The organism is Pseudomonas svalbardensis, from assembly GCF_030053115.1.
In the GTDB taxonomy this organism is placed as follows: domain Bacteria; phylum Pseudomonadota; class Gammaproteobacteria; order Pseudomonadales; family Pseudomonadaceae; genus Aquipseudomonas; species Aquipseudomonas svalbardensis.
In genome coordinates this window covers 5,203,084-5,227,021 of the sequence record NZ_CP125619.1, presented here as the reverse complement: position 1 = coordinate 5,227,021, position 23,938 = coordinate 5,203,084, and the positions used below count along the sequence as shown (strand labels likewise).

The 23,938-nt window shown below is 58.7% G+C and carries 24 protein-coding genes and 1 other RNA gene; 19 read left to right on the top strand and 6 right to left on the bottom strand.

Annotated features, from left to right (window positions below):
- Positions 1–16: 16 nt before the first annotated feature.
- Positions 17–1,372, top strand: a complete 1,356-nt coding sequence (locus tag QFX16_RS24075; RefSeq protein WP_283181614.1) for a tryptophan--tRNA ligase — start codon at positions 17–19, stop codon at positions 1,370–1,372.
- Positions 1,373–1,463: 91 nt separating this feature from the next.
- Positions 1,464–2,558 carry a cell division protein ZapE gene (gene zapE, locus QFX16_RS24070; protein WP_283181613.1) on the top strand — a complete coding sequence of 365 codons (1,095 nt, stop codon included), beginning with the start codon at positions 1,464–1,466 and terminating at the stop codon, positions 2,556–2,558.
- A 127-nt stretch (positions 2,559–2,685) separates the two neighbouring features.
- Here the strand turns inward: zapE and QFX16_RS24065 are convergent, their stop codons facing one another.
- Positions 2,686–3,582 (bottom strand): GlxA family transcriptional regulator, encoded by an 897-nt coding sequence (locus QFX16_RS24065; RefSeq protein WP_173860460.1) that lies wholly within the window; start codon positions 3,580–3,582, stop codon positions 2,686–2,688.
- Positions 3,583–3,826: 244 nt separating this feature from the next.
- Between QFX16_RS24065 and QFX16_RS24060 the strand changes: the two genes are divergently transcribed.
- A complete protein-coding gene (locus tag QFX16_RS24060) occupies positions 3,827–4,963 on the top strand; it encodes an acyl-CoA dehydrogenase family protein (RefSeq protein ID WP_283181612.1) in 1,137 nt (378 codons plus the stop codon).
- Between the two features lie 103 nt (positions 4,964–5,066).
- Here the strand turns inward: QFX16_RS24060 and QFX16_RS24055 are convergent, their stop codons facing one another.
- Complete coding sequence (locus QFX16_RS24055; protein WP_283181611.1) at positions 5,067–6,107, bottom strand: NADP(H)-dependent aldo-keto reductase; 1,041 nt, start codon at positions 6,105–6,107, stop codon at positions 5,067–5,069.
- Between the two features lie 245 nt (positions 6,108–6,352).
- Between QFX16_RS24055 and rplM the strand changes: the two genes are divergently transcribed.
- The 7 genes from rplM to QFX16_RS24020 all read left to right on the top strand — a co-directional run bounded on the left by rplM (position 6,353) and on the right by QFX16_RS24020 (position 11,238).
- Positions 6,353–6,781, top strand: a complete 429-nt coding sequence (rplM, locus tag QFX16_RS24050; protein ID WP_007905295.1) for a 50S ribosomal protein L13 — start codon at positions 6,353–6,355, stop codon at positions 6,779–6,781.
- 14 nt (positions 6,782–6,795) lie between these two features.
- A complete protein-coding gene (gene rpsI / locus QFX16_RS24045) occupies positions 6,796–7,188 on the top strand; it encodes a 30S ribosomal protein S9 (protein ID WP_003216038.1) in 393 nt (130 codons plus the stop codon).
- 267 nt (positions 7,189–7,455) lie between these two features.
- A complete protein-coding gene (gene petA / locus QFX16_RS24040; protein ID WP_007905300.1) occupies positions 7,456–8,049 on the top strand; it encodes a ubiquinol-cytochrome c reductase iron-sulfur subunit in 594 nt (197 codons plus the stop codon).
- Positions 8,049–9,260 (top strand): cytochrome b, encoded by a 1,212-nt coding sequence (locus QFX16_RS24035; protein WP_283181610.1) that lies wholly within the window; start codon positions 8,049–8,051, stop codon positions 9,258–9,260. Before petA ends, QFX16_RS24035 begins: the two co-directional genes overlap by 1 nt.
- Positions 9,260–10,042: a cytochrome c1 gene (locus tag QFX16_RS24030; protein ID WP_283181609.1), complete on the top strand. Its 783-nt coding sequence runs from the start codon at positions 9,260–9,262 to the stop codon at positions 10,040–10,042. The genes QFX16_RS24035 and QFX16_RS24030 overlap by 1 nt, the downstream gene beginning before the upstream one ends.
- A 148-nt stretch (positions 10,043–10,190) precedes the next feature.
- Positions 10,191–10,808, top strand: coding sequence for a glutathione S-transferase N-terminal domain-containing protein (locus QFX16_RS24025; protein ID WP_008155978.1), 618 nt, complete (start codon positions 10,191–10,193; stop codon positions 10,806–10,808).
- Between the two features lie 16 nt (positions 10,809–10,824).
- Entirely contained in the window at positions 10,825–11,238 is a 414-nt protein-coding gene (locus QFX16_RS24020) for a ClpXP protease specificity-enhancing factor (RefSeq protein ID WP_008155980.1), read from the top strand.
- Between the two features lie 51 nt (positions 11,239–11,289).
- Here QFX16_RS24020 and QFX16_RS24015 read toward each other — a convergent pair whose 3' ends face one another.
- From QFX16_RS24015 to QFX16_RS24000, 4 genes are all read right to left on the bottom strand, one after another.
- The gene (locus tag QFX16_RS24015; RefSeq protein WP_283181608.1) at positions 11,290–11,868 is read right to left on the bottom strand and encodes a BON domain-containing protein; all 579 of its coding nucleotides are present in this window, start codon (positions 11,866–11,868) and stop codon (positions 11,290–11,292) included.
- Positions 11,865–12,458, bottom strand: a complete 594-nt coding sequence (locus QFX16_RS24010) for a phosphoheptose isomerase (RefSeq protein WP_008025961.1) — start codon at positions 12,456–12,458, stop codon at positions 11,865–11,867. Before QFX16_RS24010 ends, QFX16_RS24015 begins: the two co-directional genes overlap by 4 nt.
- A 104-nt stretch (positions 12,459–12,562) precedes the next feature.
- The gene (locus QFX16_RS24005) at positions 12,563–12,925 is read right to left on the bottom strand and encodes a YraN family protein (RefSeq protein ID WP_201185765.1); all 363 of its coding nucleotides are present in this window, start codon (positions 12,923–12,925) and stop codon (positions 12,563–12,565) included.
- Positions 12,925–14,736 (bottom strand): penicillin-binding protein activator, encoded by a 1,812-nt coding sequence (locus tag QFX16_RS24000; RefSeq protein WP_283181607.1) that lies wholly within the window; start codon positions 14,734–14,736, stop codon positions 12,925–12,927. The genes QFX16_RS24005 and QFX16_RS24000 overlap by 1 nt, the downstream gene beginning before the upstream one ends.
- 177 nt (positions 14,737–14,913) lie before the next feature.
- On the opposite strand from QFX16_RS24000, the gene rsmI reads away from it, so the two are divergent.
- From rsmI to mraY, 9 genes are all read left to right on the top strand, one after another.
- Entirely contained in the window at positions 14,914–15,819 is a 906-nt protein-coding gene (gene rsmI, locus QFX16_RS23995; protein WP_161990822.1) for a 16S rRNA (cytidine(1402)-2'-O)-methyltransferase, read from the top strand.
- Between the two features lie 75 nt (positions 15,820–15,894).
- Positions 15,895–16,248, top strand: an RNA gene (gene rnpB / locus QFX16_RS23990) — RNase P RNA component class A.
- Between the two features lie 356 nt (positions 16,249–16,604).
- Positions 16,605–17,060 carry a division/cell wall cluster transcriptional repressor MraZ gene (mraZ, locus tag QFX16_RS23985; RefSeq protein WP_008147486.1) on the top strand — a complete coding sequence of 152 codons (456 nt, stop codon included), beginning with the start codon at positions 16,605–16,607 and terminating at the stop codon, positions 17,058–17,060.
- Entirely contained in the window at positions 17,057–18,004 is a 948-nt protein-coding gene (gene rsmH, locus QFX16_RS23980; RefSeq protein WP_411741480.1) for a 16S rRNA (cytosine(1402)-N(4))-methyltransferase RsmH, read from the top strand. The genes mraZ and rsmH overlap by 4 nt, the downstream gene beginning before the upstream one ends.
- Positions 18,001–18,294 (top strand): cell division protein FtsL, encoded by a 294-nt coding sequence (ftsL, locus tag QFX16_RS23975; protein WP_033053422.1) that lies wholly within the window; start codon positions 18,001–18,003, stop codon positions 18,292–18,294. The genes rsmH and ftsL overlap by 4 nt, the downstream gene beginning before the upstream one ends.
- Positions 18,294–20,033 carry a peptidoglycan D,D-transpeptidase FtsI family protein gene (locus tag QFX16_RS23970; protein WP_283184627.1) on the top strand — a complete coding sequence of 580 codons (1,740 nt, stop codon included), beginning with the start codon at positions 18,294–18,296 and terminating at the stop codon, positions 20,031–20,033. Before ftsL ends, QFX16_RS23970 begins: the two co-directional genes overlap by 1 nt.
- Positions 20,033–21,496, top strand: a complete 1,464-nt coding sequence (locus tag QFX16_RS23965) for a UDP-N-acetylmuramoyl-L-alanyl-D-glutamate--2,6-diaminopimelate ligase (RefSeq protein WP_283181606.1) — start codon at positions 20,033–20,035, stop codon at positions 21,494–21,496. Before QFX16_RS23970 ends, QFX16_RS23965 begins: the two co-directional genes overlap by 1 nt.
- Complete coding sequence (locus tag QFX16_RS23960) at positions 21,489–22,856, top strand: UDP-N-acetylmuramoyl-tripeptide--D-alanyl-D-alanine ligase (protein WP_283181605.1); 1,368 nt, start codon at positions 21,489–21,491, stop codon at positions 22,854–22,856. Before QFX16_RS23965 ends, QFX16_RS23960 begins: the two co-directional genes overlap by 8 nt.
- The gene (gene mraY, locus QFX16_RS23955; RefSeq protein WP_283181604.1) at positions 22,856–23,938 is read left to right on the top strand and encodes a phospho-N-acetylmuramoyl-pentapeptide-transferase; all 1,083 of its coding nucleotides are present in this window, start codon (positions 22,856–22,858) and stop codon (positions 23,936–23,938) included. Before QFX16_RS23960 ends, mraY begins: the two co-directional genes overlap by 1 nt.

Here is a 23,938-nt window from a genome sequence, read left to right as displayed (position 1 = left end):
TGACAAGCGATTACCCATGACGACTCGTACCCGTATCCTCACCGGCATCACCACCACCGGCACGCCGCACCTGGGCAACTACGCCGGCGCTATCCGTCCGGCGATCATCGCCAGCCGTGACAGCAATGCCGATTCGTTCTACTTCCTGGCCGACTACCACGCCCTGATCAAATGCGATGACCCGCTGCGCATCCAGCGCTCGCGTCTGGAAATCGCCGCGACCTGGCTGGCCGGTGGCCTGGATGTGGACCGCGTAACCTTCTATCGCCAGTCCGACATCCCGGAAATTCCCGAGCTGACCTGGCTGCTGACCTGCGTTGCCGCCAAGGGCCTGCTCAACCGCGCCCACGCCTACAAGGCTTCGGTGGACAAGAACGTTGAAACCGGCGAAGACCCGGACGCTGGCATCACCATGGGCTTGTACAGCTACCCGGTGCTGATGGCCGCGGACATTCTGATGTTCAACGCTCACAAGGTGCCGGTCGGTCGTGACCAGATCCAGCACGTGGAAATGGCCCGTGACATCGGCCAGCGTTTCAACCATCTGTTCGGTCAGGGCAAAGAATTCTTCACCATGCCTGAGGCGCTGATCGAAGAAAGCGTCGCCACGCTGCCAGGCCTCGACGGTCGCAAGATGTCGAAGAGCTACGACAACACCATTCCGTTGTTCAGCAGCGCCAAGGAAATGAAGGACGCGATTTCGCGGATCGTCACCGATTCCCGCGCGCCGGGCGAAGCCAAAGATCCGGACAACTCGCACCTGTTCACTTTGTTCCAGGCCTTCGCCACCCCAGCGCAGGCCGACGAATTCCGCAGCGAATTGTTGCAGGGCCTGGGTTGGGGCGAGGCGAAAAATCGTCTGTTCCAACTGCTCGACAGCGAACTGGGCGAGTCCCGCGAGCGCTATCACCGGTTGATCGAACGCCCGGCAGACCTGGAAGATATCTTGCAGATCGGCGCGAAAAAGGCCCGCTCCGTTGCGACGCCGTTCCTTCACGAACTGCGTGAAGCGGTCGGCCTGCGCTCTTTCGTTGCCCAGACCCAAGTCGCGGCCACCACCAAGAAGAAAGCCGCGAAAGCCGCGCGTTTCGTCAGTTTTCGTGAAGACGATGGCAGCTTCCGCTTCCGTCTGCTGGCGGCCGATGGCGAGCAATTGTTGCTGTCGCGCAACTTTGCCGACGGTAAAACCGCCGGTCAGGTGACCAAGCAGTTGCAAGCCGGCCAGCCTCTGGACGTGCGCAGCGAAGACCTGAGCTTCAGCGTCTGGCTGGAAGGCGAGTGCGTCGGCGACAGCCCGGCCTTCGCCGACAGCGCTGCTCGCGACGTCGCCATCGACGCCTTGCGTGTGGCCTTGACGCCGGTCCAGGAATAAATCAGCGGCTCGGCCCGACCAAGGGCCGATTGCCATTCCCACGGGCCGTCGCTACAGTGACGGCCCGTTTTTGTTGCCTTGCTAACGAATTATGACGCCCCTAGAACGATATCAAGCTGATCTGAAACGCCCGGAATTCTTCCATGACGCTTCGCAGGAAACTGCGGTGCGCCATTTGCAGCGCCTGTACGACGATCTGGTCGCGGCCTCGCACAGCAAACCGGGCCTGTTCGGCAAACTGTTTGGCAAGAAAGACGCGGCACCGGTCAAGGGTCTGTACTTCTGGGGCGGCGTCGGTCGCGGCAAGACTTATCTGGTCGACACCTTCTTCGAAGCGCTGCCGTTCAAGGAAAAGGTCCGCACTCACTTCCACCGCTTCATGAAGCGTGTGCACGAAGAGATGAAGACCCTTGGCGGCGAGAAAAACCCGCTGACCATCATCGCCAAGCGCTTCTCCGACGAAGCCCGGGTGATTTGTTTCGATGAATTCTTCGTGTCCGACATCACCGACGCGATGATCCTCGGCACGCTGATGGAAGAGCTGTTCAAGAACGGCGTGACCCTGGTCGCGACTTCGAACATCGTGCCGGACGGTCTGTACAAGGACGGCCTGCAACGTGCGCGCTTCCTGCCGGCGATTGCGCTGATCAAGCAGAATACCGACATCGTCAACGTCGACAGCGGCGTCGATTATCGTCTGCGTCACCTTGAGCAAGCGGAGCTGTTCCACTTTCCGCTGGATGATGCGTCCCACGAAAGCCTGCGCAAGAGCTTCCGCGCCTTGACGCCGGAATGCACGGCAGCCATCGAGAACGATGTGCTGATGATCGAGAACCGCGAAATCCGTGCCTTGCGCACCTGCGATGACGTGGCCTGGTTCGACTTCCGCGAACTCTGCGACGGCCCGCGCAGCCAGAACGATTACATCGAACTTGGCAAGATCTTCCACGCTGTGTTGCTCAGCGGCGTCGAGCAGATGAGCGTCACCACCGACGACATCGCCCGACGCTTTATCAACATGGTCGACGAGTTCTACGATCGCAACGTGAAGCTGATCATTTCCGCTGAAGTCGAGCTCAAAGACCTCTACACCGGTGGTCGCCTGAACTTCGAGTTCCAGCGCACGCTCAGCCGTCTGCTGGAAATGCAGTCTCACGAATTCCTGTCCCGGGCGCATAAGCCGTAGGACATTTCGGAAAATAAAAAAGGGCCTGCAAATGCAGGCCCTTTTTTGTGCGCTGAAGATCCTTGTGCCCGAATCCTGAGGCTCACCACAAGCCCGCTCCCACATCGGTTTGTGTTGTGTCAGCTGCCTACGCAGCTTGCTGGAACTGCTGTCGATACTGGTTTGGCGACAACTCCGTGTGCTGGCGGAACAACCGAGCGAAGAAGCTTGCATCGTCGTAACCGACTTCATAGCTGATGGTCTTGATGCTCTTGCGGCTGCCGGACAGCAAGCCCTTGGCGGTTTCGATGCGCAGTCGTTGCAGGTAATGCAGCGGCTTGTCGCCGGTGGCGGTCTGGAAGCGCCGCATGAAATTGCGGATGCTCATGCCGTGTTCGCGAGCCACGTCTTCGAAACGGAATTTGTCGGCGAAGTGTTCTTCGAGCCAGTGCTGGATCTGCAGGATGATCACATCCTGGTGCAGCTTCTGACCGCCGAAACCGATTCGTCCTGGCGAGTAGCTGCGCTGCACTTCATAGAGAATGTCCCGCGCCACGGCCTGAGACACGTTGGCGCCGCAGAAGCGTTCGATCAGGTAAATGTAAAGGTCGCAGGCCGAGGTGGTTCCTCCAGCGCAATACAGGTTGTCGGCATCGGTCAGGTGCTTGTCCTGATTGAGCTGAACCCGTGGGAAGCGTTCGGCAAATGCATTGAAGAAGCGCCAGTAAGTGGTCGCTTCCTTGCCGTCGAGCAGTCCGGCCTCGGCCAGCCAGAACACCCCGGTGGCCTCGCCGCAGAGCACTGCGCCGCGAGCATGTTGCTGACGCAGCCAGGGCAGGACCTGTGGATAACGTTGGCAAAGGGTGTCGAAATCGTCCCAGAAGGCTGGAAGGACAATGATGTCGGCGTTTTCCAGGCCGCCGTCCACCGGCATGATCACGTCACTGAAGCTGTTCACCGGTTTGCCGTCGGGGCTGACCAGACGGGTTTCGAACGCTGGAGTCAGGCCTTGGCCCAGTTGTTTGCCGTAACGCAGGCTGGCCAGATGGAAGAAATCCTTGGCTTGCATGAGGGTGGAAGCGAAAACCCGGTCGATAGCCAGGATGCTGACGCGCCGCAAGGGCGTGGAGACTTGGTTAGACATAATTCAACTTTATTCTTATAGGGGAAAGTGGTCACCAGACGGCTGGATCGTCTTATTTTTTGTCGGATGTGTCCAGTGTCCTGTATCGGATGCGAGGCATAGTCTCTGAAGGTCAATTCCGGCTAACAATAACGACAGGTGCCGCATGATCCCCAGAACCTTGTTCAGCTCCGAGCACGAACTTTTTCGCGACAGCGTGCGAACGTTCCTCGAAAAAGAGGCCGTGCCGTTCCATGGGCAGTGGGAAAAACAAGGCTATATCGACCGCAAACTCTGGAACAAGGCAGGGGAGGCGGGGATGTTGTGCTCGCATCTGCCGGAAGAATACGGCGGCCTGGGGGCGGACTTTCTCTACAGCGCGGTGGTGATTGAAGAGGTCGGTCGTCTCGGCTTGACCGGTATCGGTTTTTCCCTGCATTCGGACATCGTCGCGCCTTACATCCTGCATTACGGCAGTGAAGCGCTGAAACACAAATACCTGCCGAAACTGGTGTCTGGCGAGATGGTCACGGCGATTGCCATGACCGAACCGGGTGCCGGTTCCGACCTGCAAGGGGTGAAAACCACCGCGGTGCTCGATGGCGACGAGTATGTGATCAACGGTTCGAAGACGTTCATCACCAACGGCTTTCTCGCTGACCTGGTGATTGTTGTGGCCAAGACTGATCCGAAGGCCGGCGCCAAAGGAACCAGCCTGTTTCTGGTGGAAGCCGACACCCCAGGCTTCGCCAAGGGCAAGCGTCTGGAAAAAGTCGGCATGAAGGCTCAGGACACCTCGGAGCTGTTCTTCCAGGACGTGCGTGTGCCAAAGGAAAACCTGTTGGGGCAGGCTGGGATGGGCTTCGCGTACCTGATGCAGGAATTGCCTCAAGAGCGTCTTACCGTTGCCGTCGGCGGGCTGGCTTCGGCTGAAGCAGCGCTGCAATGGACGCTGGAATACACCCGCGAGCGCAAGGCATTTGGCAAGGCGATCGCCGACTTCCAGAACACCCGCTTCAAACTGGCGGAGATGGCGACCGAGATTCAGATCGGTCGGGTCTTCGTCGATCGCTGTCTGGAACTGCACCTGCAAGGCAAGCTCGACGTGCCGACCGCGGCGATGGCCAAGTATTGGGGCACTGACCTGCAATGCAAGGTGCTCGACGAGTGCGTGCAGTTGCATGGCGGTTACGGTTTTATGTGGGAATACCCGATCGCCCGGGCGTGGGCGGATGCGCGGGTGCAGCGGATTTATGCGGGGACCAATGAAATCATGAAGGAGATTATTGCGCGGTCGCTTTGATTTGCAGTGATTGGACTGACGCCTTCGCGAGCAGGCTCGCTCCCACAGGGATTGCGCTGTACCTGTGGGAGCGAGCTTGCTCGCGATGGGGCCTATGAATCAATCAAGGTGCCGGGTTCGGGTGATCCTTGTGAATCGCCTCAATCCCCTCCAGTACTTCATCCGACAGCTTCAACTCGAAGCTGGCGATGTTGCTCTCTAATTGCTCCATCGTCGTCGCGCCAATGATGTTGCTGGTCACAAACGGCTGCTGCGTAACGAACGCCAACGCCATTTGTGCCGGATCCAGGCCGTGTTCACGCGCCAGTGCCACATAACGACTGCACGCTGCTTCCGACTGCGGGTTGAAATAGCGGCTGAAGCGGCTGTAGAGGCTCAGGCGGCCTTTAGGCGGACGCGCGCCACCTTCGTACTTGCCCGACAGGAAACCGAACGCCAGCGGCGAATAGGCGAGCAGGCCGCACTGTTCGCGGATTGCGATTTCCGCGAGGCCGACTTCGAAGCTGCGGTTGAGCAGGTTGTACGGGTTCTGGATCGACACAGCGCGCGGCCAGCCACGGGCTTCCGCCAGGGCGAGGAAACGCATGGTGCCCCATGGCGTTTCGTTGGACAGGCCGATGTGGCGGATCTTGCCGGCCTTGACCTGTTCGTCCAGCGCTTCGAGGGTGTCCTCCAGCGGCGTGAGGTTGGCTGCGGTCGTGTGTTTGTAACCGAGCTGACCAAAGAAATTGGTGCTGCGCTCCGGCCAATGCAGCTGGTAGAGGTCGATGTAGTCGGTCTGCAAGCGCTTGAGGCTGGCGTCCACGGCTTCGGTGATGTGCTGGCGGTTGTGTCGCAGGTTTTTGTCGCGGATGTAGTCGATGGTGTTGCCGGGGCCGGCGATCTTGCTGGCCAGGATCCAGTCGGCGCGATCACCGCGGCTTTTGAAGTAATTGCCGATGTAGCGCTCGGTGGAGGCGTAGGTTTCGGCCTTGGGCGGCACCGGGTACATCTCGGCGGTATCGATGAAATTGATCCCGGCACTCTTGGCTCGTTCAATCTGGGCGAAGGCTTCAGCCTCGCTGTTTTGCTCGCCCCAGGTCATGGTTCCGAGGCAGATGGCGCTCACGTTCAGATTGGTTCGGCCTAGCTGTCGATAGTCCATCGGGTGCTCCTTGGGCAAAACAATCATAAAAGCAGGTTGAATTATTTTTCGCAATCTGCATAATTGCGCACCTCTTTCTGCAGTGGAAGTGATGCGCCGCCGCCGAAGAATCTTGCCGTTGAACGGACGCGCCGACCCGAGCCCCCGAAAGCGTCTGTATCCGGCTGCCTTTGACTTGTCAAAGTACGCACTATTCAGTAAGATCCGCCGTCTAATTTACAGGGCGGCCCCTGAGGCTATAAAGAATGAAAACTTTTACTGCTAAACCGGAAACAGTACAGCGCGACTGGTTTGTCGTCGACGCTGCAGGTCAGACCCTGGGTCGTCTGGCCACCGAAATCGCGAGCCGTCTGCGTGGCAAGCATAAAGCTGAGTACACTCCTCACGTTGACACCGGCGATTACATCGTTGTTATCAATGCCGAGCAGATTCGTGTAACCGGTGCTAAAACCACCGACAAAATCTACTACTCCCACTCCGGTTTCCCGGGCGGCATCAAGTCGATCAACTTCGAAAAGCTGATTGCTAAAGCCCCTGAGCGCGTGATCGAGACCGCGGTCAAAGGCATGCTGCCTAAGAACCCGCTGGGTCGCGACATGTATCGTAAGCTGAAAGTCTATGCGGGCGCTGTACACCCTCATACTGCTCAGCAGCCCCAAGAACTGAAGTTTTAACGGAATAGTTCATTATGTCGGCGACTCAAAATTACGGCACTGGCCGTCGCAAGACCGCAACCGCACGCGTTTTCCTGCGTCCGGGTACTGGTAACATCTCCATCAACAACCGCACCCTGGAAAATTTCTTCGGCCGCGAAACTGCCCGCATGGTAGTTCGTCAGCCGCTGGAACTGACTGAGACTGTCGAGAAATTCGACATCTACGTCACCGTGATCGGTGGTGGTGTAAGTGGTCAAGCTGGCGCAATCCGCCACGGTATCACTCGCGCACTGATGCAGTACGACGAAACCCTGCGTGGCGCTCTGCGCAAAGCTGGCTTCGTTACTCGCGATGCACGTGAAGTTGAACGTAAGAAAGTTGGTCTGCGTAAAGCGCGTAAGCGTCCGCAGTACTCGAAGCGTTAATTCGCTTTTACGTTCAAAAAGAACGCCCAGCTTCCTCGCGAAGCTGGGCGTTTTTTTATGGGCGTGAGTTATCGAAGAATTGCTCTGTGACAACTTGCCACAGCCGTAGAAGCCCTATACTGCAAGGCTTGGCAGTGGAGCCCCTCGGTAATTACCTTGTCAGAATTGGGGCTTTTCATTACCATTCGGCAAAATTTTTATAAGTTCAGATTTTTACTTAGTAGACGCCTGATTTAACAGGCCACAAAGCTGATGGGAGAGGACTGAATGAGCAATGACGGCGTGAATGCAGGCCGGCGTCGCTTCTTGGTAGCAGCCACATCCGTGGTGGGTGCTGCAGGAGCGGTGGGGGCTGCGGTCCCGTTCGTGGGGTCATGGTTTCCCAGTGCCAAGGCGAAAGCCGCAGGTGCACCGGTGAAGGTGAATGTCAGCAAAATCGAGCCAGGCCAGCAGATGATTGCTGAGTGGCGCGGTCAGCCGGTGTTCATTGTCCGCCGTACCGAGGAAATCCTGGGGAATCTGAAAAAGATCGAGGGCCAGCTGTCTGACCCGACCTCCAAGAACTCGACACAACCGACCTATGTCGACCCGGAAACGCGTTCGATCAAGCCAGAGGTTCTGCTGCTGATCGGTATCTGCACGCACCTGGGTTGCTCGCCGACCTTCCGTCCAGAAGTGGCACCTGCGGATCTGGGCAAGGACTGGGTAGGTGGTTATTTCTGCCCTTGCCACGGTTCCCACTACGATCTGGCTGGCCGCGTCTACAAGTCGCAACCTGCGCCTTTGAACCTGCCAGTTCCCCCGCATTCCTATGAGACCGATGACATCATTGTCATTGGCGTCGATACGGAGAAAGCGTGATGAGCAAGTTCATGGATTGGGTTGATGCGCGCTTTCCCGCGACCAAAATGTGGGAAGACCATCTCAGCAAGTACTACGCCCCGAAGAACTTCAACTTCTTCTACTTCTTTGGTTCCCTCGCACTGCTCGTTCTGGTCAACCAGATCGTTACCGGTGTCTGGCTGACCATGAGCTACACCCCATCGGCGGAAGAGGCGTTTGCATCCGTCGAATACATCATGCGCGACGTCGAGTACGGCTCGATCCTGCGTCTGCTGCACTCCACCGGCGCTTCGGCGTTCTTCATCGTGGTCTATCTGCACATGTTCCGTGGCTTGCTCTACGGTTCGTACCAGAAGCCGCGTGAGCTGGTGTGGGTCTTCGGTATGCTGATCTATCTGGCGCTGATGGCTGAAGCCTTCATGGGTTACCTGTTGCCGTGGGGGCAGATGTCCTACTGGGGTGCCCAGGTGATCATCTCGCTGTTCGGTGCGATCCCGGTCATCGGCAACGATCTGACTCAGTGGATCCGTGGTGACTACCTGATTTCCGGTATCACCCTGAACCGCTTTTTCGCCCTGCACGTTGTTGCCTTGCCGATCGTGATCCTCGGTCTGGTGGTGCTGCACGTTCTGGCGCTGCACGAAGTCGGTTCGAACAACCCGGACGGCGTGGACATCAAGAAATTCAAAGACGAAAACGGCGTACCGCTGGACGGCATTGCCTTCCACCCGTATTACACCGTGAAAGATATCGTCGGCGTGGTGGTGTTCCTGTTCATCTTCTGCTCGATCGTGTTCTTCTTCCCGGAAATGGGTGGTTATTTCCTCGAGAAGCCGAACTTTGAAGTGGCGAACGCCTTCAAGACTCCAGAGCACATCGCTCCGGTCTGGTACTTCACCCCGTTCTACGCGATTCTGCGGGCAATTCCGGACAAGCTCCTGGGCGTTATCGCCATGGGCGCGGCCATCGCTGTGCTGTTCGTCCTGCCATGGCTCGATCGTAGTCCGGTCAAGTCGATGCGCTACAAAGGCTGGATGAGCAAGATCTGGCTCTGGGTGTTCTGCATCTCGTTCGTGATCCTGGGCGTGCTGGGCGTATTGGCCCCAACCCCTGGGCGGACGTTGCTGTCGCAGGTATGTACCTTCCTGTACTTCGCCTACTTCATTCTGATGCCGTTCTACACCAGGCTCGAGAAGACCAAACCGGTTCCGGAAAGGGTGACTGGCTGATGAAAAAGCTATTTGCTGTACTGATTCTTGCTGCCATGCCAGTGTTCTCGTTCGCGTCGACAGCGGGTGCTCCCGAGTTGGAAAAAGTCGACATCGACGTTTCCGACCAGGCTGCCATGCAGGATGGCGCACGTACGTTTGCCAACTATTGCATGGGTTGCCATAGCGCCAAGTTCCAGCGCTACGAACGTGTAGCCGATGATCTGGGCATTCCTCACGATCTCATGCTGTCGAAGCTGGTGTTCACTGGCGCCAAGATCGGTGACCACATGAACATCGGCATGCAGCCGGCTGATGCCAAGACCTGGTTCGGTGCCGCGCCACCGGATCTGACATTGGTCGCTCGTGTTCGTGGTACCGACTGGCTCTATGGTTACCTGAAATCCTTCTATGAAGACCCATCGCGTCCTTGGGGCGTGAACAACAAGGTGTTCCCGAACGTCGGGATGCCTAACGTTCTGGTCGGCCTGCAGGGTCGTCAGGTGGTAGGCTGCAAACAAGTTCAAATCGTCGAAGACGGCAAGAAGCAATACGATCCGCTGACCGGTACGGCGCTGACTCATGAAGCGTGCGACCAGCTGACCGTAATGCCGAAAACCGGCACGCTGAGCGAAGAGCAGTTCGACGAGAAGGTCAAGAATCTGGTGACCTTCCTGGCCTACTCGGCCAACCCGGTGAAGCTGCAGCATCAGCGCATCGGTACCTATGTGTTGCTGTACTTGGCGTTCTTCTTCGTATTCGCTTACTTGCTCAAGCGTGAATACTGGAAAGACGTCCATTGATATTGCTGTAAAATTGCTGTCAATCGCGCGCGCCCAAGGGCGTCTCTGAAGGTGTAACGAGCCTGGTGATCCAGGCGTTACGGGAGGCGCCCTCTGGGCGCGCGCGTTTTTCCGTTTCCGATAATTTCAACAAGCGAGGAGGACCGCCATGGGCGTGACCAATCGGTTGGCCTGTTACTCCGACCCCGCCGACCACTATTCCCACCGAGTGCGTATCGTACTTGCAGAGAAGGGTGTCAGCGCCGAGATCATTTACGTGGAAGCTGGTCGCCAGCCGCCTAAACTGATTGAAGTGAACCCTTACGGCAGCTTGCCCACCCTGGTCGATCGTGACCTGGCGTTGTGGGAGTCGACCGTGGTGATGGAATATCTGGATGAGCGTTACCCGCACCCGCCTTTACTGCCGGTTTATCCAGTGGCGCGTGCCAACAGCCGTCTGCTGATTCATCGTATTCAGCGTGACTGGTGTGGTCTGGTGGATCTGATCCTGGATTCCCGGTCCAAGGAAGCAGCCCGTGTCGTGGCTCGTAAAGAGCTGCGCGAAAGCCTGACTGGCGTGTCGCCGTTGTTCGCCGACAAGCCGTTTTTCCTCAGTGAGGAACAAAGCCTGGTGGATTGCTGCCTATTGCCAATACTCTGGCGATTGCCGATTCTGGGTATTGAACTGCCGCGGCCTGCCAAGCCGCTGCTTGATTACATGGAGCGCTCGTTTGCGCGTGAGGCTTTCCAGGCGAGTCTGTCTGGTGTCGAACGCGATATGCGCTAAGGCTTAAGGAGCCGCTATGAACTCCAGTCGACCTTATCTGGTCCGCGCGCTCTACGAGTGGATTGTGGACAACGATTGCACCCCGCACATGCTGGTCAATTCCGAGTATCCGTCGGTGCAGGTGCCTCAGGGTTTTGCCAGTGACGGACAGATTGTCCTGAACGTATCGCCGGCAGCCGTGCGTCATCTGCACATGGACAACGAAGCGGTCAGCTTCGAAGGGCGTTTCGGTGGCGTGCCGCACACCCTGTACGTGCCTATCGCATCGATCCTGGGTATTTACGCCCGGGAGAACGGTCAGGGCATGGTGTTCGATCTGGAATCGCCTATGGAAGACGAGGAAGAGATCGAGCCGGATGATGATATTCCGCCACCCGACAGCGAGCCGCCGCGTCCCAGCGGTCGACCCAGTTTGAAAGTGGTGAAGTAATAAAAAAGGCGATCCAGATGGATCGCCTTTTTTATGTCTGCGTGTTGCGTGTCAGTCGATGTATTCGAACAGTTTCACAATCTTCTGCACACCGGAAACGCCTTGCACCAGGTTGGTGGCCTGAGCGGCTTCCTGTTTGGTCAGCAGGCCCAGCAGGTAGACGATGCCGTTCTCGGTAACAACCTTGATGCGCGAGCCCGGGATGTTCGGGTCGGTGAGCATCTGAGTCTTGATCTTGGAAGTCAGCCAGGTGTCATTCTGGCGGGCAAGGAAACCGGAGGGTGGCAGAACCTGCAGTTCGTTGTGAACCGTCTTCACCCGCTGAACAGCCGCCGCAGCCTGTTCGGCTTTGGCCTTGAGGTCTGCGCGCGGGGTTTGCCCGGCAAGCAGCACGATGCCATTGAAGCTGGTGACGACGATGTGCGAGTCGTTATCCAGGGCTGGATCGGCCTTGGCAATGTTCACGCCGACCTTGGTGTCGATCAGAGAGTCGTCGATCTTACTGCCGAAGGTGCGGGTGCCGCGGTCATCTTCAATCGGTGCTTCACGGCTGGCGTTAACCACCGAGGTGCAGCCGCTGATGCCGAGGCACAGGGTCAAGGCCAGAAGGCCTAGGCGATTAGGGGTCATTCTTCACTCCCGAACAGTTGGCTGTCGATCAAATCGCAAAGGCAATGGATCGCCAGCAGGTGGACTTCCTGAATACGTGCGGTGACGTTGGCCGGTACGCGAATCTCGACGTCCTCGGGCAATAGCAGCGATGCCATGCCGCCGCCATCGCGACCGGTCAATGCTACGACAATCATTTCGCGATCATGTGCGGCCTGGATCGCTTGAATAATGTTTGCTGAGTTGCCACTGGTGGAAATCGCCAGCAATACGTCACCCGGCTGGCCGAGGGCGCGGATCTGTTTGGAGAAGATTTCGTTGTAGCTGTAGTCGTTGGCGATCGAGGTGATCGTCGAACTGTCGGTGGTCAGCGCAATCGCTGGCAGGCTCGGACGCTCGCGCTCGAAACGGTTGAGCAGCTCGGACGAGAAGTGCTGGGCATCACCGGCAGAGCCGCCGTTGCCGCAGGACAGCATTTTGCCTTCGTTGAGCAGGGCGTTGACCATCACTTGGCTGGCTTGCTCGATGTGCGGTGCAAGTACGTCCATCGCCATTTGCTTGGTATCGATACTGGCCTGAAAAAGCTGGCGAATTCGGGATTGCATGTCCATCTGTGTGACCTTAATTAGCGCGGCTACTCGGCACATGAATGTGCAGCCCGCAAAGCAAAGAGCAAAAGTGTTGGGTGAAAGTGTCCGGTTCGGGGTGCTTGCGATCAGCTGTCGAAGGCATTCTGCAACCAGTTCAACTGATCAAGGTTGCTGTCGATGGCAACCACGTCGAAACGGCAAGGGGAATTGGCCCAACGCGACTCGCGCTGAAGAAAATACTGCGCGGCAACTATCAGCTTCTGCCGTTTGCGCTCATCGATGCTACCGAGCGCGCCACCCCATTGAGTGTTTTTTCTGTAGCGGACTTCAACGAATACTACTGTATCGCCATCAAGCATGACCAGATCAAGCTCGCCGCGTTTACACAACCAGTTCTGCGCCAGCAGGCGCAGACCTTGTTGTTGAAGATGTTCGAGCGCATGGCGCTCGGCATCTTTACCGCTTTGCTGGCGTGATCCGTCGGGCATCAGCGCGGGGTGTCCGGCAGGCGTTGAACCTGGCCGCTGACGAACTGTGCCCATGGCAACTGACGCACGACTCGCTGGGTTGCAGTCATGCCCAAGCTGCCCGATTGACCTTCGATGCGGCTGTCCGGCAGAGCCTTGAGTTGACCCAGGCGTGGTGCCAGGCGATAGGCGTCAACGCCCATCGCGTACAGACGGCCCAGGCTGCCAGCAGCTTGTGGCCATTGAGCGGTAACCTGTTTGCGCAGTGGATCGTTGGCCTCCAGCAACCATGGGGTTTCGCAGAAGCGAATGCCGTTCATGTCGTTGTACTGATTCACGTCGCCGCTGGCGCTGAACACGTGGGAGGTGGCATAAACCGGCACATCACCGGCGTACTGGAAGTTCAGGGTGGGCTTGATCTGCTGGGCTTGCTGAGGCGTTGCAGCCAGGAAGATGAACTCGATGTCCTGACGGCGCGAAGGCTGGGCGGCTACCTGCCCGCCAACGGTGCTTTGCAGGCTCTTTGCACGACCTTCGCTCTGACGCAGCTGGAACATGTCGGCGATCTGCTGGGCCAGTTGAACCGGTTGGTCGACACGTTCGGTAGCGACGATGCTGCCACCGTTAGCCTGCCAATCCTGGCTGAACGCTTTCAAGACGCGATCGCCCCATTCGCCTTTCGGCACCATGATGGCTGCGCGATGCAGGCCATCGGCGCGAGCGCGGCGGGACACTTCACGGGCTTCGTCTTCAGCCGCAAGACCGAACTGGAACAGCTGGGCCGGACCTTGTGCGCCTTCGCTGTAATTCAGCGCCAGGGTGGTGATCGGCAGTTGCGGGCGAGCGCTGAGCTGTTTGACCAGAGGTTTCTCCAGCGGGCCGACGACCAGTTGCACGCCGTCGGCCTGAGCCTTGCGATAGAACTCGTCGAGGGACGTCAGGCGCGAGCTGTCATAGAGCTCGATGGCTGGCGGCTTCTGCCCGGCTTGTTGGGCCTGGTAGTGAGCTGCCATGAAACCTTCGCGCAGTGCTTTGCCGACCGACGCCAGCGGGCCGTCCTGTGGCAGCAGCAGGGCGATTTTGCTCAGGGGCTGGCTGGCCAGTTCCTTGAGCTTGGTCAGTGGCAGCGGCAACTGGATGGCGGCCGGGTGCTTTGGATTCTGTGCGCGCCAGTTGTCGATCGCGGCTTGCTGCTGTTCCAGGGTGCCGGCAGTTTTCACCGCCAGTGCCAGGCCCATCCAGCCGCCGAGGTCGTCGGTGGCGCTCGGCTGCAATTGATCGGTCGGCAGCGAGGCGATCAGGGTCCAGATCGCTTCGTGGTTTTTGCTTGCCGCGTCACCTTCGAGCATTGGCGCGATGAAGATGCGCTCCCGTGCGGCGGCCAGCGTCTGGCCATCGGCTTCAAGGGCGCGGGCATGGACGGTGCCGGTGCGAACCTGTTGCTCAACCGGCAGTTCACTCAGGCGTTGCAGGCTCGGATGACTCAAGGCTGTCAGCGCCGCTTTGGGCTGATTGCGAACCATGGCCAGTTCAGCCGCCAGGGTACTGGCGAAAACCTGTTGGCCAGGCTTGAGTGTTTCGACGGGGACTTGTTGCAGGATTTGCGCGGACTGGCCGGCATTCCCCTGACGATAGGCCAGGTCTGCCGCGCTCAGGCGCAACAGGGAGGCTTTTTCCGGGTCTTTGCTTTGAGCGGCCTGTGCGAGCAATTGCTCGATACTGGCATCCGGGGTCCGTGGAAGTTCGCCAAGGCTGGAGGAGGGCGAGCTGGCGCAAGCCGCCAGCAAGGCAGCGAGGCAGAGGGCAGTGAGCAGCCGCAGGCAAGCGATCATGTAAGTGTTCCTGATACTCGATCAAATTAGCGTGGAATTGTACCCAAGCACTGGCCGGGGCGCGATGTTACTGGTGTGAATCGATCAATTTAGCTCGTGCAAATGTTGCGGCACTGCACAAAAGGCTGCAAAACCGAGGGTTGCTTGCGCGTATCGCGAGCGTCGCGACGCGCTACAATGGCGGCTTTTACCGATCATGAGGTGTGCGCTTTGACTGCTCCAGGTGCTTTGAATTCCGCTGCTGGCTCGCTTTATGTGGTGGCGACGCCCATCGGCAACCTGGACGATATCAGTGCGCGTGCACTGAAAATCCTGCGCGAGGTCGCCCTGATCGCCGCCGAAGATACCCGTCACTCACAGCGATTGATGCAGCATTTCGGTATTCCTACGCCGCTGGCGGCCTGCCATGAACACAATGAGCGGGATGAAGGTAGCCGCTTTATCACTCGCTTGCTTGCCGGCGACGATGTGGCGCTGATTTCAGATGCCGGCACGCCGTTGATTTCCGATCCGGGTTATCACCTTGTGCGTCAGGCTCGTGCTGCGGGTATCAATGTGGTGCCGGTTCCGGGCGCCTGCGCGTTGATCGCAGCGTTGTCGGCGGCGGGGTTGCCGTCGGACCGTTTCATCTTCGAAGGTTTCCTGCCGGCCAAGGCTGTCGGTCGGCGTGCCCGTCTTGAGTTGGTAAAGGAAGAACCGCGTACGCTGATTTTTTATGAAGCCCCGCACCGGATCCTTGAGTGCCTTCAAGACATGGAGTTGGTGTTTGGTGGTGAACGTCCTGCGTTGCTGGCGCGCGAGCTGACCAAGACTTTCGAAACCCTTAAAGGCTTGCCGCTGGCCGAGTTACGCGAGTTCGTCGAGTCAGACAGCAATCAGCAGCGCGGTGAGTGCGTGGTGTTGGTGGCGGGTTGGTCTGCCCCCGAGACCGAGGACGCCGTCAGCAGTGAAGCGATGCGCATTCTGAATCTGTTGCTTGAAGAAATGCCGCTCAAGCGAGCCGCAGCGTTGGCGGCGCAAATTACCGGCGAGCGCAAGAATGTGCTCTATCAGGTCGCGCTGGATAAACAGAAGGGCGAGTAAAAACCGACGTGCAGGCGTAGCCCAAGGCGTTTAGCGCTTGTCCTTCGGCTGCTCTGCCGTTAATCTTCGCGGCGGAGAGTCGATCGGACAGTCGCTGCCCTCTATGAAAATTAGGGGGGGGAGGAAAGTCCGGGCTCCATAGGGCGAAGTGCCAGGTAATGCCTGGGAGGCGTGAGCCTACGGAAAGTGCCACAGAAAATAACCGCCTAAGCGCTTCGGCGCCGGTAAGGGTGAAAAGGTGCGGTAAGAGCGCACCGCACGTCTGGCAACAGTTCGTGGCTAGGTAAACCCCACTTGGAGCAAGACCAAATAGGGTCCCAAGGCGTGGCCCGCGCTGGGACCGGGTAGGTTGCTAAAGATGTCCAGTGATGGCCATCGTAGACGAATGACTGTTCAAGACAGAACCCGGCTTACAGATCGACTCTCCACCTTTTTCCCCCTACCTGCTTTAATCATTGAGCAGGGCGCCTGTAGTAGCAATTTCCCTCCTTACAGAATCAACAGCAGAAGCACTTTCCTAATACCGAAAAAATCTTACTCTTAACAAATTACTTTAACTTTCGAGCGCAGCCATCAGTGCTGGTTCAAGTTATTGAGCGGGATTACACGTCTGATTCTCCTTACCCCTCCTAATACGCTCCTAAATCTCAGTTCTGTAAGGCTTTTCCTTTAATCCGCGCCTTGACGGTGCGGTGGCCGCATTCCTATAGTGTGCACAAGTGGCGGAAAGTGGCATGAAGTGGGTTTTTTGAGCTCAAAACGCTAATATTTGGAGAAACGCTGTCGTGTTTCGCGGAGCTAACGCTATCAGTCTCGATGCAAAGGGCCGTCTCGCTATGCCGAGCCGGTACCGTGACGAGCTCGTTTCGCGTAGTTCCGGTCAGTTAATCGTCACAATTGATGCCGTTGATCCGTGTTTGTGTGTTTACCCCCTCGATGAGTGGGAAATTATTGAAACCAAACTGCGCGCACTGCCTTCGCTTCGCGAAGAGAACCGCCGCCTGCAACGTTTACTGATTGGTAATGCCGTCGACCTCGAGCTCGATGGCAGTGGTCGTTTTCTGGTTCCACCGCGTCTTCGTGAATATGCCAAGTTGGATAAGCGCGCGATGTTGGTAGGCCAACTCAACAAGTTCCAATTGTGGGACGAGGATGCCTGGGATGCGGTTTCTGCCGCTGACCTGGCTGCCATTCAACAACCGGGCGCCATGCCTGATGAACTGCGTGATTTGATCCTGTGACTATTGATAGCGGCTTTAACCACATCACCGTACTGCTTGACGAAGCCGTGGAGGCTCTCGCCGTACGTCCTGATGGCTGCTATCTGGACGGTACGTTCGGGCGCGGCGGACACAGCAGGTTGATCCTCAGCCAGCTCGGTCCCGAGGGTCGGGTGCTCGGATTCGATAAAGATCCTCAAGCGATTGCCACCGGGCAAACGCTAGCGGCCGAAGACGGCCGCTTTGTCGTTGTACAGCGCAGCTTTGCCGAGCTCGGTTCGGAAGTTGCCGAACGTGGTCTGGACGGCAAGGTCAGCGGCGTTTTGCTCGACCTCGGCGTGTCCTCGCCGCAGCTCGACGACCCTGAGCGCGGCTTCAGTTTCCTCAATGATGGCCCGCTGGACATGCGCATGGATCCGTCCCGCGGGATCAGCGCTGCCGAATTCGTCAACACCGCCCCGGTGGAAGAAATCGCCCGAGTGTTCAAGCAATACGGCGAAGAACGTTTCTCCGGCCGCATGGCCCGTGCCGTGGCCGAGCGTCGCGACATCAAGCCGTTCGAGCGCACTGCCGATCTGGCTGAAGTCCTGAAAGTCGCCAACCCGGCCTGGGAAAAGGGCAAAAACCCGGCGACCCGTGCGTTCCAGGGCTTGCGTATTCACGTCAACAACGAACTGGGTGATCTGGAAGCCGGCCTCGAAGCCGCGCTGGAATGCCTGGAAGTCGGCGGCCGTCTGGTGGTCATCAGCTTCCACTCGCTGGAAGACCGCATCGTCAAACTGTTCATGCGCAAGCTGGTGAAAGGCGAAGCCGACAACCTGCCGCGCAACCTGCCGGTACGTCACGTCGCCTTCGAACCAATAATCAAAATCCATGGCAAAGCGCAGTCCGCCTCCGAGGCCGAACTCAAAGCCAACCCACGTTCCCGTAGCGCCGTCATGCGCGTCGCGGAGAAGCTGCGGTGAGCAAGCTTTTCGCCAAGCCACTTCCCGGCGGAAGCTTTTTCATGTTTCTGCTGTTTATTGGCGTGCTCGTGTCGGCCATCGGCGTTTCCTACAGCGCCCACTGGAACCGTCAACTGCTGAACTCGCTGTACAACGAGTTGAGCGTGCGCGACAAGGCGCAAGCGGAGTGGGGCCGTTTGATTCTCGAACAGAGCACCTGGACCGCCCACAGCCGTATCGAAGTCCTGGCGACCGAGCAACTGAAGATGCGCATTCCTGGCGCAGCTGAAGTGCAGATGGTGGCGCCATGATGAAACTCGAGGGCGCACTCTTTCCATGGCGGTTCCGCCTGGTGCTGGGTTTGCTCGGCGTCATGGTCGCGGCGATTGCCTGGCGCATTATCGATCTGCAAGTAGTCGACCGTGCCTTTCTTAAAGGTCAGGGCGACGCGCGCAGTGTTCGTCATATTCCGATTCCGGCTCACCGTGGTCTGATCACCGACCGTAACGGCGAGCCTTTGGCCGTGAGTACCCCAGTCACCACCCTTTGGGCCAATGCCAAGGAAATGCAAACGGCCAAAGAAAAGTGGCCTGCACTGGCGGCTGCCTTGGGGCAGGACCCGAAAGCCCTGGCCGAACGTCTCGAGGCCCAGGCCAACAAAGAATTCATTTATCTGGTGCGCGGGCTGACCCCCGAACAGGGCCAGTCCGTGCTCGATCTGAAAGTGCCGGGCGTTTATGGCATCGAAGAATTCCGGCGTTTCTACCCGGCCGGTGAAGTCACTGCCCATATGGTTGGTTTTACCGACATCGATGACCACGGTCGTGAAGGCGTCGAGCTGGCCTACGACGAATGGCTGGCCGGGGTCCCCGGCAAGCGACAGGTGATCAAGGATCGACGCGGTCGACTTATCAAAGATGTTCAGGTGACCAAAAACGCCAAGGCCGGTAAGCCCTTGGCGTTGTCCATTGACCTGCGTCTGCAATATTTGGCCAACCGCGAACTGCGTAACGCGATCATCGAGAACGGCGCCAAGGCCGGCAGCCTGGTGATCATGGACGTGAAGACCGGCGAGATCCTCGCCATGGTCAACCAGCCGACCTACAACCCGAACAACCGTCGCAACCTGCAACCGGCGATGATGCGTAACCGCGCGATGATCGACGTGTTCGAACCGGGTTCGACCATGAAAGCGATTTCCATGAGCGCCGCGATTGAAACCGGGCGCTGGAAGCCAACCGATACCGTTGAGGTGTACCCGGGCACCTTGCAGATTGGTAAATACACCATCAAGGACGTATCCAAGAGTGAAGGTCCGGTACTCGACCTAACTGGCATTCTGATCAACTCCAGTAACGTCGGCATGAGTAAGGTCGCCTTCGATATCGGCGGCGAAACGATTTTCCGTCTGGCGCAAAAAGTCGGCCTCGGCCAGGACACGGGCCTGGGCTTCCCGGGCGAGCGCGTCGGCAACCTGCCGAACTACCGCGAATGGCGCAAGGCTGAAACCGCCACGCTGTCTTACGGCTACGGTATCTCGGTGACCGCGATCCAGTTGGTCCACGCTTTCTCGGCCCTGGCCAACAATGGTCGCCTCGCGCCGCTGACCCTGATCAAATCCGACAAGGCGCCGCAAACCACACAGGTATTGCCGGAAGCTGTCGCGAAAACCATGCAAACCATGCTGCAACAAGTGATCGAAGCCCCGCGCGGTGTATTCCGTGCGCAAGTGCCGGCGTATCACGTGGGCGGCAAGTCAGGTACCGCGCGTAAAACGTCGGTCGGCACCAAAGGCTACGCCGAGAATTCCTACCGCTCGCTGTTCGCCGGCTTCGGCCCGATGAGCGATCCGCGTTACGCCATTGTGGTGGTGATCGATGAACCGACCAAAGCCGGTTACTACGGTGGTCTGGTATCGGCGCCCGTGTTCAGCAAAGTGATGTCCGGGACCTTGCGCCTGATGAACATCACCCCGGACAACCTGCCACCTACTCAACAAGCGAACGCAGCACCGGTCGTTCCGCTGAAAGCCAATGGAGGGCGAGGCTGATGTCTCTGAGTCTGAACAAGATTTTTGCCCACGCCGGCCGCGATCTGTTGATCCGCGAACTGACCCTGGACAGCCGCAACGTGCGGGCTGGCGATCTGTTTCTCGCCGTCCCTGGCGGCAAACTCGACGGTCGCGCGCACATCGCCGACGCCCTGCAACGCGGCGCTGCCGCTGTGGCGTATGAAGTCGAAGGCGCGACTGTATTGCCGATTACCGATGTGCCGCTGATTCCGGTCAAAGGCCTGGCGGCGCAGTTGTCGGACATTGCCGGGCGTTTTTACGGTGACCCTAGTCGTCACCTGAACCTGATCGGCGTGACCGGCACCAACGGCAAAACCAGCGTGACGCAGTTGGTTGCGCAAGCATTGGATTTGCTCGGCCAGCACTGCGGCATCGTCGGCACGTTGGGCACCGGTTTTTACGGGGCACTCGAAAGCGGCTTGCACACCACGCCGAACCCGATCGCCGTGCAGGCGACCCTCGCCGACCTGAAAAAGGCCGGCGCCAAAGCCGTAGCCATGGAAGTTTCTTCCCACGGTCTGGATCAGGGCCGCGTGACCGCACTGGCGTTCGATGTGGCGGTGATGACCAACCTGTCCCGCGATCACCTGGATTACCACGGCACCATGCAAGCCTACGGCGAAGCCAAGGCCAAGCTGTTCGCCTGGAATGATTTGAAGTGCCGGGTGGTTAACCTTGACGACGAATTCGGCCGCCAACTGGCAGCCGATAAACGCGAGTCGCGCCTGATCACCTACAGCCTGGAAGATGCCAGCGCCTACCTGTATTGCCGTGAAGCACAGTTCGATGACGAAGGCGTGCGCGCCACGCTGGTCACGCCGCAGGGCGAGCATCATCTGCGCAGCACTTTGCTCGGTCGCTTCAACCTGAGCAACGTGCTGGCTGCGGTCGGCGCCTTGCTGGGTCTGGACTACGCGCTGGACGAAATCCTCAACGTGCTGCCGAAACTCGAAGGCCCGGCCGGACGCATGCAGCGCCTCGGCGGCGGTACTCAGCCGCTGGTAGTGGTCGATTACGCCCACACGCCGGATGCGCTGGAAAAAGTCTTGATGGCCCTGCGTCCACACGCCAAAGGCCGTTTGCTGTGCCTGTTCGGTTGTGGTGGTGATCGCGATCGCGGCAAACGCCCGCTCATGGCTGAAGTGGTCGAGCGTCTGGCTGACGGCGTGCTGGTGACCGATGACAACCCCCGCACTGAAGACCCTGCAGTGATCTTCGACGACATCCGCGCCGGTTTTACCGCTGTGGATAAAGTCACCTTCGTCGCTGGCCGTGGCCAGGCGATTGCCCAATTGATCGCCAGCGCTTCGGCGGATGACGTGATTGTCCTGGCCGGTAAAGGTCACGAGGACTATCAGGAAGTCAACGGCCAGCGTCACGCGTTCTCTGATCTGGTCGAGGCCGATCACGCCTTGACCGCGTGGGAGGTGGTCCATGCTTAAAGCCTTGAAACTGAGCGAACTGACCGGCGCGCTGAATGCCCGCTTGGTCACTGCCGATGCCAGCTTCGACGGCGTCAGCATCGACAGCCGCGCGATCAAACCAGGCCAGCTCTTTATTGCCCTGACCGGCCCGCGTTTTGATGGTCATGACTATCTCAATGACGTCGCCGCAAAAGGTGCCGTAGCGGCGCTGGTCGAGCGTGAAGTCGCCGACAGCACACTGCCGCAATTGCTGGTGAAAGATACTCGTCAGGCGCTGGGGCAACTCGGTGCGTTGAACCGTGCGGCTTACACCCATCCTGTCGCAGCGATTACCGGTTCCAGCGGCAAGACCACGGTCAAGGAAATGCTCGCCAGCATCCTGCGCACGCGCGGTCCGGTGTTGGCGACCCGTGGCAACCTGAACAACGACCTCGGCGTTCCACTGACCCTGCTCGAACTCGTACCGGAACATACCGCTGCGGTGATCGAACTGGGAGCTTCGCGTCTCGGCGAAATTGCCTACACCGTCGGCATGACCAAACCTCATGTAGCCGTGCTCAACAACGCCGGGACCGCCCATGTTGGCGAGTTCGGCGGGCCGGAAAAAATCGTCGAAGCCAAGGGCGAGATTATCGAAGGGCTGGATGCCGATGGCGTCGCCGTTCTCAATCTTGACGACAAGGCGTTCGACATCTGGAAGACCCGCGCTGCCGGTCGCAAAGTGCTGACCTTCGCCTTGAGCAATGTCAGCGCCGATTTCTACGGCAGCGATCTGGACCGTGACGCTCGCGGTTGCCCGGCGTTCAACCTGCACAGTCCTGAAGGTATGGAGCGCGTTCAACTGAACCTGCTCGGCACCCATAACGTTGCCAATGCCATGGCCGCCGCCGCCGCCGCCCATGCGCTGGGCGTGTCGTTGTTCGGCATCGCCACCGGTCTCGGCGCAGTACAACCGGTCAAGGGCCGCACCGTTGCGCAACTGGCCACCAATGGCATGCGCGTAATCGATGACACGTACAACGCGAACCCCACCTCCATGTGCGCCGCCGTTGATATACTTGCCGGCTTTTCCGGTCGCACCGTTCTGGTGCTCGGGGATATCGGCGAGTTGGGCGATTGGGCGGAGCAGGGGCACCGCGATGTGGGCGAGTACGCCCGCGGCAAGGTTTCCGCGCTTTACGCTGTCGGGCCAATGATGGCTCACGCCGTGAACGCTTTCGGCGAGCAGGCTTATCACTTTGCCACTCAGGCTGAGCTGATCAAGGCCTTGGGCGCCGAGCAAGACACAAACACCACCATTTTGATCAAGGGCTCGCGCAGCGCTGCGATGGAAAACATCGTCGTCGCTTTGTGCGGGACCAGCCTGGAGAAACATTAATGCTGCTGCTGCTAGCGGAGTATCTGCAACAGTTCTACAAAGGCTTCGCGGTCTTTCAGTACCTGACCCTGCGCGGGATTCTCGGTGTGCTGACCGCGTTGGTTTTGTCGCTGTGCTTTGGCCCGTGGATGATCCGCACTTTGCAGAACCGTCAGATCGGTCAGTCCGTTCGTAACGACGGTCCACAATCGCACTTGTCCAAGTCGGGCACCCCGACCATGGGCGGCGCGCTGATTCTTTCGTCCATCGGCGTCAGCACGTTGCTTTGGGCTGACCTGACCAACCGTTATGTCTGGACTGTGTTACTGGTGACCTTGTTGTTCGGCGCCATCGGTTGGGTCGACGACTACCGCAAAGTGATCGAGAAGAACTCCCGTGGCTTGCCGAGCCGCTGGAAGTACTTCTGGCAATCGGTGTTCGGACTGGGCGCGGCGATCTTCCTTTATATGACTGCAGCGACGCCGGTGGAAACCACCCTGATCCTGCCAATGCTCAAGGACCACAGCATTCCGCTGGGCATAGGCTTCGTCGTCCTGACCTACTTCGTGATCGTCGGCTCGAGCAACGCGGTCAACCTGACCGACGGCCTCGACGGTCTGGCGATCATGCCCACCGTAATGGTCGGCGGCGGGTTGGGAATCTTCTGCTACCTGTCAGGTAACGTGAAATTCGCTGAATACCTGCTGATTCCGTATGTGCCGGGCGCAGGCGAGTTGATCGTGTTCTGCGGCGCCTTGATCGGCGCGGGCCTCGGGTTCCTCTGGTTCAACACGTACCCGGCTCAGGTGTTCATGGGCGACGTCGGCGCACTGGCGCTGGGCGCGGCACTGGGCACCATCGCGGTGATCGTCCGTCAGGAAATCGTCCTGTTCATCATGGGCGGCGTGTTCGTGATGGAGACCCTGTCAGTCGTCATCCAGGTCGCATCCTTTAAGCTTACCGGTCGCCGTGTGTTCCGCATGGCACCGATTCACCACCACTTTGAACTCAAGGGCTGGCCCGAGCCACGCGTGATCGTCCGTTTCTGGATCATCACCGTGATTCTCGTGCTGGTTGGCCTTGCCACCCTGAAGCTGAGGTAG

What these genes read in the sequence shown, in the direction of transcription:
- QFX16_RS24035 (WP_283181610.1), top strand. Translation starts at nt 8,049, where the DNA reads ATGAGCAAGTTCATGGATTGGGTTGATGCGCGCTTTCCCGCGACCAAA.
- QFX16_RS24005 (WP_201185765.1), bottom strand. Translation starts at nt 12,925, where the DNA reads ATGCCCGACGGATCACGCCAGCAAAGCGGTAAAGATGCCGAGCGCCAT.
- QFX16_RS24010 (WP_008025961.1), bottom strand. Translation starts at nt 12,458, where the DNA reads ATGGACATGCAATCCCGAATTCGCCAGCTTTTTCAGGCCAGTATCGAT.
- QFX16_RS24015 (WP_283181608.1), bottom strand. Translation starts at nt 11,868, where the DNA reads ATGACCCCTAATCGCCTAGGCCTTCTGGCCTTGACCCTGTGCCTCGGC.
- rsmI (WP_161990822.1), top strand. Translation starts at nt 14,914, where the DNA reads ATGGCGGCTTTTACCGATCATGAGGTGTGCGCTTTGACTGCTCCAGGT.
- QFX16_RS23965 (WP_283181606.1), top strand. Translation starts at nt 20,033, where the DNA reads ATGTCTCTGAGTCTGAACAAGATTTTTGCCCACGCCGGCCGCGATCTG.
- QFX16_RS24030 (WP_283181609.1), top strand. Translation starts at nt 9,260, where the DNA reads ATGAAAAAGCTATTTGCTGTACTGATTCTTGCTGCCATGCCAGTGTTC.
- QFX16_RS23970 (WP_283184627.1), top strand. Translation starts at nt 18,294, where the DNA reads ATGAAACTCGAGGGCGCACTCTTTCCATGGCGGTTCCGCCTGGTGCTG.
- rplM (WP_007905295.1), top strand. Translation starts at nt 6,353, where the DNA reads ATGAAAACTTTTACTGCTAAACCGGAAACAGTACAGCGCGACTGGTTT.
- QFX16_RS24000 (WP_283181607.1), bottom strand. Translation starts at nt 14,736, where the DNA reads ATGATCGCTTGCCTGCGGCTGCTCACTGCCCTCTGCCTCGCTGCCTTG.
- QFX16_RS24060 (WP_283181612.1), top strand. Translation starts at nt 3,827, where the DNA reads ATGATCCCCAGAACCTTGTTCAGCTCCGAGCACGAACTTTTTCGCGAC.
- QFX16_RS24020 (WP_008155980.1), top strand. Translation starts at nt 10,825, where the DNA reads ATGAACTCCAGTCGACCTTATCTGGTCCGCGCGCTCTACGAGTGGATT.
- zapE (WP_283181613.1), top strand. Translation starts at nt 1,464, where the DNA reads ATGACGCCCCTAGAACGATATCAAGCTGATCTGAAACGCCCGGAATTC.
- rpsI (WP_003216038.1), top strand. Translation starts at nt 6,796, where the DNA reads ATGTCGGCGACTCAAAATTACGGCACTGGCCGTCGCAAGACCGCAACC.
- QFX16_RS24055 (WP_283181611.1), bottom strand. Translation starts at nt 6,107, where the DNA reads ATGGACTATCGACAGCTAGGCCGAACCAATCTGAACGTGAGCGCCATC.
- QFX16_RS24025 (WP_008155978.1), top strand. Translation starts at nt 10,191, where the DNA reads ATGGGCGTGACCAATCGGTTGGCCTGTTACTCCGACCCCGCCGACCAC.
- QFX16_RS23960 (WP_283181605.1), top strand. Translation starts at nt 21,489, where the DNA reads ATGCTTAAAGCCTTGAAACTGAGCGAACTGACCGGCGCGCTGAATGCC.
- petA (WP_007905300.1), top strand. Translation starts at nt 7,456, where the DNA reads ATGAGCAATGACGGCGTGAATGCAGGCCGGCGTCGCTTCTTGGTAGCA.
- QFX16_RS24075 (WP_283181614.1), top strand. Translation starts at nt 17, where the DNA reads ATGACGACTCGTACCCGTATCCTCACCGGCATCACCACCACCGGCACG.
- mraY (WP_283181604.1), top strand. Translation starts at nt 22,856, where the DNA reads ATGCTGCTGCTGCTAGCGGAGTATCTGCAACAGTTCTACAAAGGCTTC.